This window comes from Flavobacterium sp., from assembly GCF_028689845.1.
GTDB lineage: Bacteria > Bacteroidota > Bacteroidia > Flavobacteriales > Flavobacteriaceae > Flavobacterium.
In genome coordinates this window covers 1-11966 of record NZ_JAQVCH010000002.1, presented here as the reverse complement: position 1 = coordinate 11966, position 11966 = coordinate 1, and the positions used below count along the sequence as shown (strand labels likewise).

The window sequence follows — 11966 nt, the reverse complement described above, 5'->3', positions numbered from 1 at the left end:
GATGACCAAAATGCATTTCTTCTTCGTCTTTTTATTTGTTACTTTTCAAGTCACGGCTCAAAAATATGAATTGGGAAAAGTGACAAAAGAAGAATTAGCGGAAGAATTCCATAAAAAGGATACTTCTGCTGTAGCCGCTATTCTATTCAAGAAAGCTAAAACGTATTTTGATTATAAGAATGATGGTTTTAAGTCGTTTACAGAGGTTGAAATGAAAATAAAAGTCTATAAACCTGAAGGTTTTAAATGGGCTGATGTTGAAATTCCATACTATATTGGCTATGAAAAATTAAAAGACGAGAAAATAGAAATACTTTCTGCCTTTACTTATAACTTAGTTGATAATGCAATTGATAAACAAAAAGTAACTAAAGAAAGTAAATTTGATAACCAGTTAAACGAATTTTGGAGTAAAATAACAGTCAGTTTTCCAAGTGTTAAAGCAGGTTCAATTATCGAATTGAAATACAAATTGAAAACGGAAAATATTAGTATTTTACCAGAATTCCAATTTCAATATGAAATTCCAGTAAACTATGCTGAATTACTAACAGAAATTCCTGAATTTTATTTATACAAAGGTTTTGTTACAGGATTTGAGAAAATTGCGTCAGAACAAAAAATGAATAGCAAAGTAGATGTTTTTCAGGATAAATATAACCAAGGGTTAAAAATGGTCTACAAGCAAGTTGTTACACTTTACAGTATAAAAGATGTGAAACCACTCATTGAGGAAGAATATGTAAATAACATTGACAATTATTATGGCAAAGTGCTTCATGAATTAGAAACGGTTCGTTTGCCAGGTGAACAACCGAAACAAATATCAACCACTTGGGAAAATGTAGTAAAAACCATTTTTGAAGAAAAAGAGTTTGGTTTTGAATTAATAAAGTTCAATTATTTTCTAAAAGACGCAGAAAATCTAGTGCGTGGTTTGACTACAAATGAACAAAAAATGAAAGCAATATTTTCATATGTACAAGACAGAATGAATTGGAATAATCGTTATGGTTATTATACTAAAAAAGGAGTTGAAGCCGCTTATAAAGAAAAAACGGGTAACGTAGCTGAAATTAATTTAATTCTCACGGCGATGTTGCGATTAGTTGGGTTCGATGCAAATCCTGTTTTAGTGAGTACTCGAAAAAACGGAGTAGCATTTTTCCCAAATCATTCTGTTTTTAATTATGTAATAACTTCGGTTAAATTAGACGGAGAAACACTCTTGCTAGATGCAACAGAAAAATATACCGATATCAATAGTATTCCTTTGCGTGCATTAAATTGGTCTGGAAGAAGTATGGACCCTAATAACAGTAGTGAAGAAGTTGATTTAATGCCCAAAAAAAACTCAGTCAAGATGGTTAATGTCATGGCAGAAATTAATTCAAACGGCGAAGTGAACGGAAAAATTAGAGAACAATTTTTTGATTATTTTGCCCTTTGGTTTAGATCTATTTTTGGGAATTCAAATTCAACGATTCGGATGGATTATATCGAAAAAGAACATTCCAGTTTAGAAGTGCTTAATCATGAAGTGCTCCAAAATAAAGAAGTTGCTAAACCGATTATCGAAAATTATAGTTTTGAGTCTAGTAATGAAGTTGAAATTATTGGAAACAACATGTACTTTTCGCCCTTATTATTTTTTGCTACAACAGAGAATCCGTTTAAACAAGAAAACCGATTGTATCCAATTGATTTTGTTTTTCCTTATCAAGAAAAATACAATGTAAGTGTTAAAATTCCTGAAGGATACAGTATTGAAACAATGCCTGAGTCAAAGGTAATTTCTTTGCCAGATGGATTAGGAAGTTTTAAATTTTCAATATCCAATAATGGAAATCTGATTCAACTCTTATGTGTTTTAGAAATCAATCAACCACTTATTAATGCAGATTATTACCAAGAATTAAAATTATTTTTTAAACAAATGGTGAGCAAACAAACAGAAAAAGTGGTGCTTAAAAAAGGCTGAAGATTTCAATAAAAAAGTAATTTCTATTTCTCATGTTTTGTTTGTAATTTTGAGAAGCTACTTTTATTAAAAAAGGAAATCTAAAAAGACCAAAATTTAAAATATACCATGAACCTAAAACATGCTCAACTCGAAGTAGATAATTGGATTAAAAATCACGGCGTTCGCTATTTTAACGAACTCACAAATATGGCTCAACTTACAGAAGAAGTAGGTGAAGTAGCTCGAATTATCGCCCGTCGTTATGGTGAACAATCCGAAAAAGAAAGCGATAAAAACAAAGATTTAGGTGAAGAATTGGCTGATGTTGTTTTTGTGGTTTTGTGTTTGGCAAATCAAACAGGAATTGATTTACAAGCGGCTTTTGATAAAAAAATGGACGTAAAAACCAATCGTGATCACGATAGACATCACAATAATGAGAAATTGAAATAATGATAAATTGGATTTTACTCCTCATCGCCGGATTATTTGAAGTTGGTTTTGCCACTTGCTTAGGAAAAGCAAAAGAAACGACTGGAAGCACTGCTCTTTTTTGGTATGCCGGTTTTTTAATTTGCCTAACAATCAGCATGGCGTTATTAGTAAAAGTTACAAAAGAACTACCAATCGGAACTGCGTATGCAGTTTGGACAGGAATTGGAGCGGTAGGAAGTGTTTTAGTTGGTATTTTTGTGTTCCAAGAACCAGCCACTTTTTGGCGTGTTTTTTTTATAACCACTTTAATTCTCTCTATTGTAGGATTAAAATTTGTTTCAAATTAGATGGATATTTCTTTTCAAAAGTCAAAAGTCAAAAGACAAACTTTAAAAATAATAATCACAGGTTCTAAATCAGAAACCAATCGTTTGTTATTGTTACAAGCTTTATATCCTAACATTACGATAGAAAATAGTTCAAAATCAGATGATTCTGACGTAATGATTAAAGTGCTTTCTGATTATGCTCAGTCAATAACTAACTATCCTATTAATGTTCATCATGCGGGAACAGCAATGCGTTTTTTAACTGCTTTTTTTGCTATTCAAGAAGGAGAAGAACTGGTTTTAACGGGTTCATCAAGAATGGAAGAACGGCCTATAAAAATTCTAGTCGATGCTTTAAGACAACTTGGAGCAGCAATCACTTATGAAAAAAAAGAAGGGTTTCCGCCTTTACGGATTAAAGGAAAAAAACTAACAAAAAGTAAGGTTAAACTCGAGGCTAACGTGAGTAGTCAATATATTTCAGCACTTTTACTAATTGCTCCAAAACTTGAAAACGGTTTAGAATTACTAGTAGAAGGACCAATCGCGTCATTGCCTTACATCAAAATGACCTTAGCTTTATTAAATGAAATCGGTATTGAAACTTCTTTTGAAAATAATATTATTAAAGTTGGCCAGGCTAAATCTGTTTCAGCAGCTCAAATAAGTGTCGAATCAGACTGGAGTTCGGCTTCCTATTTTTATTCTATTGTCGCTTTAGCAGAAATTGGAACACAAATTACACTTTCAAAATTCAAAAAGAACAGTTTACAAGGCGATGCCATACTAGTCGAAATTTATAAAGATTTTGGGGTTAAAACCGTATTCAATAAAAATGACTCCATCACCATTTCAAAAATCGACATGCACAACCTACAAGCTGTAAACTACAACCTCGTTAACGCTCCTGATATTGCTCAAACTATTGCGGTAACTTGTTTCGGATTAGGAATTGCTTGTCATCTTTCAGGATTACACACTTTAAAAATAAAAGAAACCGATAGAGTAGAAGCTTTAAAAAATGAATTAATAAAACTCGGTGCCATTGTTTCTGTTACAACAAATTCGCTTTCAATTGAACAAGCACATTCGCTAAATGCGAATAAACGCATTGCAACCTACCAAGATCATCGTATGGCAATGGCTTTTGCTCCTTTGGCTTTAAGAACAAACCTTGTTATTGAAGAAGCTGGGGTAGTTTCAAAATCGTATCCTTCTTTTTGGAAAGATTTGAAAAGTGTCGGATTTCAAACATTATAAAGACGTTTTCTAAAGGTTTTTGTGTTAGACAACCTTAGTGTCGTTGCACCTTTGCATCTTTCTCAGAAAATAAACCTTAAAACACTTGACAACGCCTACTTCACAGTCGTATCTTTGCAACCAGAAAAATTAGATGTAGTGAAACTATACACTAATTACTAATCACTAATTACTTTATATGAAATTATCTCATTTTCAATTTAATTTGCCAACCGAACTATTATCAGAATTTCCTTCTGAAAACCGTGACGAATCACGTTTAATGGTCATCAATCGAGCTAAAAAAACAATTGAACATAAATTATTTAAAGACATTATCAATTATTTTGACAATGGCGATATTATGATTATGAACAATACGAAAGTATTTCCTGCTCGATTATACGGAAATAAAGAAAAAACCGGAGCAAGAATTGAAGTCTTTTTACTTCGCGAATTAAATGCAGAACAACGACTTTGGGATGTTTTAGTTGATCCAGCGAGAAAAATTCGTATCGGAAATAAATTATATTTTGGCGAAGACGATTCGTTAGTTGCCGAAGTTATTGATAATACAACCTCAAGAGGAAGAACCTTGCGTTTTCTTTACGATGGTTCGTATGAAGAATTCCGTTATAAACTGACAGAGTTAGGTGAAACACCAATACCAAAATACATCACTAGAGAAGTTACGCCAGAAGATGAAGAGCGTTACCAAACCATTTATGCAAAAGTAGAAGGTGCTGTAGCAGCACCAACGGCAGGACTTCACTTTTCTAAGCATTTGATGAAAAAATTAGAGATAAAAGGTGTTGACTTTGCAGAAGTAACCTTGCATGTTGGTTTAGGCACCTTCAATCCTGTGGAAGTTGAAGATTTATCGAAACACAAAATGGATTCGGAAGAATTAATCATTAATCAAAAAGCGTGTGATATAGTGAATAATGCTATTACACAAAAAAGACGTATTTGCTGCGTAGGAACCACTTCGATGCGTGCCATTGAAAGTGCGGTTTCTTCTGCCAGAACGTTAAATACTTTTGAAGGTTGGACCAATAAATTTATTTATCCACCGTATGATTTTAGTATTGCTAACTGTATGATTACCAATTTTCACACACCAAAATCAACTTTGCTTATGATGGTCTCTGCATTTTGCGGACACGATTTAATGAAAAAAGCGTACGAGGAAGCCATTAAAGAAAAATATAAATTTTATTCCTATGGCGATGCAATGCTGATTATCTAAGAAAAAATCAACATATTTTTATATAATCCCATACGAAAGTGTGGGATTTTTTTTGGCGTGACCCAAGGGTCGGGCTTTCCGTTACAAGTCCTCACGCCAAGTAGCAATTTTTAACGAGCGACAAAGAGCTTCTTTTAGTCGCTTTTGCCACCCAAAAAAATGAGCCACTTGCCGCTCCGGGCTTTTCACTTTAATCCCTCACGCATTTTCGCACTATAATAATATTCCGTACGGACAGGTCGCGACCTGTCCAAAAAATCCAAAAAATCCCAAAAAATTATTATCTTTACGCAACAAACCAAAAAATTCATGAATTTTCAAAATACACGCGAATTTGCCCAACAACTTGACCAACAAGATGAACTTTTTAATTACCGAGAGGAGTTTATTTTTCCTTCCGTTAACGGAAAAAAAGTAATTTATTTTACAGGCAATTCGTTGGGATTACAACCTAAAAGAACCAAGGCATATGTTGACGAAGTGATGGATGATTGGGCCAAACTTGCGGTGGAAGGACATTTTTATGCCGATAAACCGTGGTGGGATTACCATGAACGATTTGCAGTTCCGTTAAGTGAAATTGTCGGAGCTAAACCTACTGAAATTACAGTGATGAATACCTTAACGGTTAATCTTCATTTAATGATGGTTTCGTTTTATCGGCCAACGATAAAAAAATATAAAATTTTGTGCGAAGAAAAAGCATTTCCTTCCGACCAATATATGTTTCAAAGTCAGGCTCATTTTCATGCACAACACCTCGGAATTGATCCGCAAGAAATTATAGTTGAAATCAAACGAAGAGAAGGCGAGCACAATATTCGATTAGAAGATGTACTTGCCAAAATTGAAGAAATTGGCGACGAATTAGCTTTGGTTCTAATTGGTGGAGTTAATTATTATACGGGTCAAGTGTTTGACATGAAAACAATTACGGCTGTAGCCCAAAAAACAGGAGTATATGTAGGATGGGATTTAGCTCATGCCGCTGGAAATATCGAAATGAAATTACACGATTGGAACGTCGATTTTGCCTGCTGGTGTAGTTATAAATATATGAATTCTGGACCTGGAAATGCATCCGGTTGCTTTGTGCATGAAAAACATCACCATGACAAGGACTTGCCTCGTTTTGCAGGTTGGTGGGGACATAACAAAGAACGGCGTTTTAAAATGGAACCTGTTTTTGAGCCCGTACAAGGTGCAGATGGTTGGCAAATTAGTAATCTTCCAATTTTATCTCTAGCTCCGTATTTGGCTTCTGTTGAAATGTTTGCCGAAGTAGGAATGAAAAAATTAATCAAAAAAAGAAATCTTTTAACGGCTTATCTTGAATTCATTCTTCATGAAATTGATCGTGAAATTGACGGAACCGAATTTGAAATTATTACGCCAGCGAATCAAGAGGAACGAGCTTGTCAATTGTCTGTATATTTGCATGGTCAAGGAAGAACATTGTTTGATTACCTCATGAAAAATGGTGTGATAACTGATTGGCGTGAACCAAACGTAATTCGTTTAGCTCCTGTTCCATTATACTGCTCTTTTGAAGATATGTATGAATTCGGACAAATTTTAAAAGCGGGAATAAGCAAGTAAACTCAGCAACTCATAAAAATGAATAAACAAGAACTACTCAAAACATTTGACCCAAGTCAACCTGGTTTGGCCGATGCAACCATCTTTGGATTGCCTTTTTCTATTGAAGATAGCGAAATCATTATCATTCCAGTGCCTTGGGAAGTAACCGTAAGTTATGGTTCAGGTGCCTCTAAAGGACCAGAAGCAATAGTAGAAGCTTCTTTTCAAGTCGATTTAAATCACCAAGAATTTCCAGAATTATGGAAATTAGGGATATTTATGGATGAATCACCCAAAGGAACTAAAAAGAATTCTAAAAAATTTAAAAAGAAAGCCCAACCAATTATTGAAGCCTTAGAAAGCGGAACTGTTATTGAAAATCATCCAGGTTTACAAAAACAGTTGGATAAAATCAATTATGCGTGTGCGGATATGGTTGAAGCCGTTCGTAAAAAAACACTCCATTGGTTAAATACCGGAAAAAAAGTCGTGCTTTTGGGCGGTGACCATAGTACGCCACTGGGTTATTATCAAGCTTTAGCAGAAAAGAATGATCATTTTGGTATTCTTCATTTAGATGCTCACATGGATTTAAGAATTGGTTATGAAGGGTTTACATATTCACACGCTTCCATTATGTATAATGCATTGCAAATTCCACAAATTACTAAAATCGTACAAGTAGGTATTCGCGATTTTTGTGAGCAAGAAGTAGCAGTAGCAAAAAACGAAAAAGATCGTGTAGTTATTCACAGTGATTCCGATTTGAAAAGAGAGGCGTTCGAAGGGAAAACTTGGCAACAACAATGTGACGCTATAATTGCAGCTTTACCTCAAAAAGTATGTATTAGTTTTGATATTGATGGACTTTATCCATGGTATTGCCCGAATACGGGGACTCCAGTTCCTGGCGGATTTTCTTTTGAACAAGCAACGTATTTATTAAGTAGATTAGCCAATACAGATAAAGAAATTATTGGCATTGATTTAGTCGAAGTTGCCCCGGGTCAAACGGATGATTGGGATGGAAATGTGGGAGCTCGAATGTTATTTCACCTTTGTGGTGTTTTAGCAAAAAACAACAAGATGAATGTTGGTGAAAGTATCGTTTTCAATAGAAAATAATTTTATAACTTCCATTATTTGTCTTCTTGAACTTTTAAAAAAAAATATTTTACTCACCGGTTTTTAACCAAAAATGCTTCTATCCATGCGTAGATTAAAAAAAATCATAATTGGTGTTTTTATTCTTTTTCTTATTTTGGCTATTGCAGCTGTTGCCTATGGCTTTTATTTAAAACCCAAATACGAAGGGGAAGTGGCTTTAGAAAAGATAGAAAAAGAAACAACTGTTTATTTTGACACGTATGGAATTCCACATATTTATGCCAATTCCCAAAAAGATGCCATGACCACTTTAGGTTATTTGCACGCACAAGACCGTTTATGGCAAATGGAATTGATGCGACGCATTGCTCCAGGAAGATTGTCTGAAATTTTTGGTTCGGTCATGTTAAAAAACGATATGTTTTTTGCAGGTATTGGAATTGATGAGGATAGTGAAAAAGCCATTGCCTTACTCGATAAAAATAGCGAAAGTTATCAATTAACCTTAGCTTATTTAGAGGGAGTAAATCAATACCTTGAAACAGGAGCAATGCCAATTGAATTTCAATTAGTGGGCGTTGAAAAAGAAAAATTTACTGTTAAAGATGTTTATAATATTTTTGGTTACATGGCTTTTAGTTTTGCGATGGCTCAAAAATCAGACCCGTTACTAACGGATATTCGCGACGAGCTGGGAATGGAATATCTTAAAGATTTTGGCATTGATGGTTCATTGGCTCATACCAAGTTAAAAAGTTTCAAAGGAAAAACAGAAGCTTATTCTGAAATTGCTAAATCAGTAGCTGGTTTGTTAGAACAATCACCAGTTCCTCCTTTTATTGGAAGTAACAGTTGGGTTGTAGGACCACAAAAAACAAAAAACGGAAAAGTGCTTTTTGCTAATGATCCACATATTGGTTTTTCGCAACCTGCAACGTGGTATGAAGCTCATATTTCTACACCTAATTATGAAATTTATGGTTATTATTTAGCTGGGACTCCTTTTCCGTTATTAGGACACAATCGCGAATATGCCTATGGCTTAACGATGTTTGAAAACGATGATATGGATTTGTTTTTAGAAACCAATAATCCTGAAAATGCAACTCAATATCAAACCGTAGAAGGTTTTAAAAACTATGAAGTGGTTGAAAAAACAATCCGTGTTAAAGATTCTACACCCACGGTCTTGACGGTGAGAAAAAGCCATCACGGACCGTTAATCAATGATTTAGTGGCCGGAATAAATAAAGATAAACCCGTTTCGATGTGGTGGACCTATTTGCAGCATAAAAATCATATTTTGGAGGCACTTTATGCGTTATCGCATTCAAAAGATGTCGACTATTTTCATCAAAGTATCGAGTTAATTGCTGCTCCTGGATTGAACATCATGTACGGTGATGCAAAAGGGAATATTGCATGGATAACTTCAGGAAAATTATATAAAATGCCTGAAAATGTCAACGCAAATTTTATTCTAAATGGTTCAAATGGGCTCGATGAACAAAAAGAATACTACGATTTTGAACAAAATCCCTATTCGATTAATCCAGATTGGCATTATGTTTACTCTTCCAATAATCAGGTTGAAAAAATGGGCGATTATTTATATCCCGGTTATTATTTACCAGAAGATAGAGCCAAACGAATTACGCAATTGATAGAACCCAAAAATGATTGGACAAAAGAGGATTTTATGAACATGATTAATGATGACACTTCGGCTGTAACACCATCTGTAGCTCAAAACATGCTAGCAAGTATTACAGAAAGTCAACTTTCAGAAGTCGAGAAAAAAGCGTTTATCGAATTACAAAAATGGAAAGGAAGCAACGGTTTGAATGAAATTGCTTCGACGATTTATAATCAATGGATGTATTTTTATCTACAAGATACTTTTGCAGACGAATTGGGACAAGACCGATTTGAGCTTTTTCTAACCACGCACATCATGAAACAAATGATTGCGGCTCAAACGGCTAATGAAACTTCTCCTTGGTGGGACAATATTCTAACAAAAGATGTAACCGAAACCCGTGAAACAATTTTGACAAATAGCTTTCAAAAAACAATTGCTCATCTTCAAAATAAATTAGGCCAAGATTTTACTACTTGGACTTGGAATCGTGTGCATACGGTAGAACACAAGCATCCATTAGGGGAAGTGGCCGCTTTACGTAGTTATTTTAATGTTGGACCCTATGAAATCAGTGGCTCGAATGAAGTGATTAATAATTTAGCGTTTACGTTTACCAAAGAAGGAAATCATGAAGTGAAAGCTGGACCTTCGACGCGAAGAATTATCGATTTTTCAGATGTAGAAAACAGTATGAGTATTTTGCCAACAGGTCAGTCGGGAAATCCGCTAAGCTCGCATTACAAAGACCAAGCAGTCCTGTTTAATGAAGGGAAATTTAGAAAAATGCTGTTGAATAAAAAGGAGATTGAAAGCGTTTCTACTAAGTTGATTTTTCGTCCTAAAAGCTAATAATCATCAAGGTTTTTAATCGCATGATTGGCTTTTATTTTTATTTTAAATAGCTCCTCTGCCGGAATCTTATTCAATAAATTTAACATCATCGCCATGCGTTGGTTGTTTTTGAAATGCTCCTTTTTCTCATCCAAAAAATTCCAATATAAGGTATTAAAAGGACACGCTTTTTCACCAAACTTGTCTTTTACATTATAATGACAAGTAGTGCAATAGTTACTCATTTTATTGATATAACTTCCTGAGGAAACATAGGGTTTTGTAGCCAAAATGCCACCATCAGCATATTGACTCATACCACGCGTATTGGGCAATTCGACCCATTCAATCGCATCAATATAAACGCCTAAATACCAAGCATCTACTTCATCAGGATGCATTTGTGTGAGTAAAGAAAAATTGCCAATAATCATCAACCGTTGAATGTGATGAGCATAGGCTTCTTCCAAACTTTGAGAAATCGCTTTTTGCATACAAGTCATTTTGGTTTTACCTGTCCAATAAAAATCAGGTAGTTTATTGTGATTTTCCAAGGAATTCATTTTTCCGTAATTCGGCATTTCTTTCCAATAAATACCGCGAACATATTCTCGCCAGCCTAAAATTTGTCGCACAAAACCTTCTACTTGAGAAATGGAAATATCTTCTTGATTCTCATAATAATACGCTACAACTTTATTATTAACTTCTTTCGGGGAAAGCATTTTACTATTCATAGCAAACGATAATCTCGAATGAAATAAAAACTTTTCATCGGTGTGCGAAGCATCTTCATAATCTCCAAAATGTTTCAATAAATGCGTACAAAAGAAGTCCAATTGTGCTAAACATTCTGATCTTGATGTTGGCCAATTAAAACTTGAAACATCAATTTTTCCAAATGTTATTACTTTAGCTTTTTCAATTTCAGCAACCAATTCTTCGATATTTTTTTGAAAAATAATAGCATTTGGAACAGGAACTTGGCCTTTGTATTTCAGTCGGTTGTCTTTATCATAATTCCATTGATTGCCTTCGGGTTGCGAACCTTGCATTAAAACATGGTGTTTTTTACGCATCATTCTATAAAAACTTTCCATTAACAAGAGTTTCTTGCCTTCAAAAAATTCTTTTAATTCGGTTCTTGACGTATAAAAATGTTCGGTATCATAAACTTTAGAATCAATTTTTAAGTTCGCACAAATTTGTTTCAATTGTTCATCTAATCGAAATTCATCAGGCAATTGATATTCAAATTGGGTAATTTGATGTTCTTCAATACATTTTGAAATGATTTTTTCCAAATCGTTCAAATTGTTTTCATCCGAAATTTTAAAATAAATCACGTCATGACCTTTTGCTTGTAAATCAGCAGCAAAATTTCGCATCGAAAGGAAAAAAGCCACTACTTTCTGAATATGATGTTTCACATAATCGGTTTCTTGACGCATTTCTGCCATCAAATAAATCGTGTTTTCATCTACTTCTGTAAACCATGAATGTTGACTGTTTAATTGATCTCCGAGAATAAGTCTTAGTTTTTTCATTTGATGTATTAAGATTTTAGTATTAAGTATTAAGACGTGATTA

General features: G+C 34.1%; 9 protein-coding genes. 8 read left to right on the top strand and 1 reads right to left on the bottom strand.

The annotated features are described in order from the left end of the window. The first annotated feature begins 1 nt into the window (after position 1). From PHR76_RS01275 to PHR76_RS01240, 8 genes are all read left to right on the top strand, one after another. Positions 2 to 1981, top strand: coding sequence for a DUF3857 domain-containing protein (locus tag PHR76_RS01275; RefSeq protein WP_300057548.1), 1980 nt, complete (start codon positions 2 to 4; stop codon positions 1979 to 1981). A gap of 108 nt (positions 1982 to 2089) precedes the next feature. Beyond that, entirely contained in the window at positions 2090 to 2416 is a 327-nt protein-coding gene (locus tag PHR76_RS01270) for a nucleotide pyrophosphohydrolase (protein WP_300057545.1), read from the top strand. 2 nt (positions 2417 to 2418) lie between these two features. Next, entirely contained in the window at positions 2419 to 2745 is a 327-nt protein-coding gene (locus PHR76_RS01265; protein WP_300057870.1) for a multidrug efflux SMR transporter, read from the top strand. Next, positions 2746 to 3987: a 3-phosphoshikimate 1-carboxyvinyltransferase gene (gene aroA, locus PHR76_RS01260; protein ID WP_300057542.1), complete on the top strand. Its 1242-nt coding sequence runs from the start codon at positions 2746 to 2748 to the stop codon at positions 3985 to 3987. It begins immediately after the preceding gene. 178 nt (positions 3988 to 4165) lie between these two features. Then, positions 4166 to 5215: a tRNA preQ1(34) S-adenosylmethionine ribosyltransferase-isomerase QueA gene (queA, locus tag PHR76_RS01255; protein ID WP_300057539.1), complete on the top strand. Its 1050-nt coding sequence runs from the start codon at positions 4166 to 4168 to the stop codon at positions 5213 to 5215. A 309-nt stretch (positions 5216 to 5524) separates the two neighbouring features. Beyond that, entirely contained in the window at positions 5525 to 6814 is a 1290-nt protein-coding gene (gene kynU / locus PHR76_RS01250) for a kynureninase (protein ID WP_300057537.1), read from the top strand. Between the two features lie 18 nt (positions 6815 to 6832). Next, a complete protein-coding gene (locus PHR76_RS01245) occupies positions 6833 to 7921 on the top strand; it encodes an agmatinase family protein (protein WP_300057535.1) in 1089 nt (362 codons plus the stop codon). An 85-nt stretch (positions 7922 to 8006) separates the two neighbouring features. Beyond that, on the top strand, positions 8007 to 10394 hold the full coding sequence (locus PHR76_RS01240; RefSeq protein ID WP_300057533.1) for a penicillin acylase family protein: 2388 nt from the start codon (positions 8007 to 8009) through the stop codon (positions 10392 to 10394). Here PHR76_RS01240 and PHR76_RS01235 read toward each other — a convergent pair. Further along, positions 10391 to 11923: a cryptochrome/photolyase family protein gene (locus tag PHR76_RS01235; protein WP_300057530.1), complete on the bottom strand. Its 1533-nt coding sequence runs from the start codon at positions 11921 to 11923 to the stop codon at positions 10391 to 10393. The genes PHR76_RS01240 and PHR76_RS01235 overlap by 4 nt on opposite strands. Between the last annotated feature and the right edge of the window lie 43 nt (positions 11924 to 11966).

Coding starts and splice junctions, on each gene's coding strand:
- PHR76_RS01275 (WP_300057548.1), top strand. CDS start 2: ATGACCAAAATGCATTTCTTCTTCGTCTTTTTATTTGTTACTTTTCAA.
- PHR76_RS01270 (WP_300057545.1), top strand. CDS start 2,090: ATGAACCTAAAACATGCTCAACTCGAAGTAGATAATTGGATTAAAAAT.
- aroA (WP_300057542.1), top strand. CDS start 2,746: ATGGATATTTCTTTTCAAAAGTCAAAAGTCAAAAGACAAACTTTAAAA.
- queA (WP_300057539.1), top strand. CDS start 4,166: ATGAAATTATCTCATTTTCAATTTAATTTGCCAACCGAACTATTATCA.
- kynU (WP_300057537.1), top strand. CDS start 5,525: ATGAATTTTCAAAATACACGCGAATTTGCCCAACAACTTGACCAACAA.
- PHR76_RS01245 (WP_300057535.1), top strand. CDS start 6,833: ATGAATAAACAAGAACTACTCAAAACATTTGACCCAAGTCAACCTGGT.
- PHR76_RS01240 (WP_300057533.1), top strand. CDS start 8,007: ATGCGTAGATTAAAAAAAATCATAATTGGTGTTTTTATTCTTTTTCTT.
- PHR76_RS01235 (WP_300057530.1), bottom strand. CDS start 11,923: ATGAAAAAACTAAGACTTATTCTCGGAGATCAATTAAACAGTCAACAT.